The 289-nt window shown below is 77.9% G+C and carries 1 pseudogene; it reads left to right on the top strand.

The features are described 5' to 3' along the window. Positions 1-289 (top strand): annotated as a pseudogene (locus tag ABD308_RS39210) (hypothetical protein); the annotation flags it as partial.

Below are 289 nucleotides of genomic sequence, written 5' to 3'. Positions count from 1 at the left end.
TGCCCCGCCTGCCGGCGGGAGCACCTCTACGAGCCGCCGTCGCTGCCCTGCCCGTGCGGCGCCTCGCTCAAGGTGCCGCTGCTGCGCGGCGGGGTTCCGGTGCAGGTCCGGTTCCGGTCGTGGGAGGACTCCTGGCTGAGCATGCGCTGTCCGCACTGCGGGCGCTCCGACCAGTGGCCGCAGCCCGAGTTCACCTGCAACTGCGGGGCCACCGTGCGGCTCCCGGTGGACCGGACGACCCGGCTGGGCGGCGGCTCCACCGCCGGCCCGCTGGGCGCCGCCGCCGGCG

This window comes from Kitasatospora putterlickiae (assembly GCF_039527695.1).
Classification (GTDB): domain Bacteria; phylum Actinomycetota; class Actinomycetes; order Streptomycetales; family Streptomycetaceae; genus Kitasatospora; species Kitasatospora putterlickiae.
The sequence above is the reverse complement of the archived record's forward strand: the minus strand, read 5'-3'. Positions and strand labels throughout refer to the sequence as shown.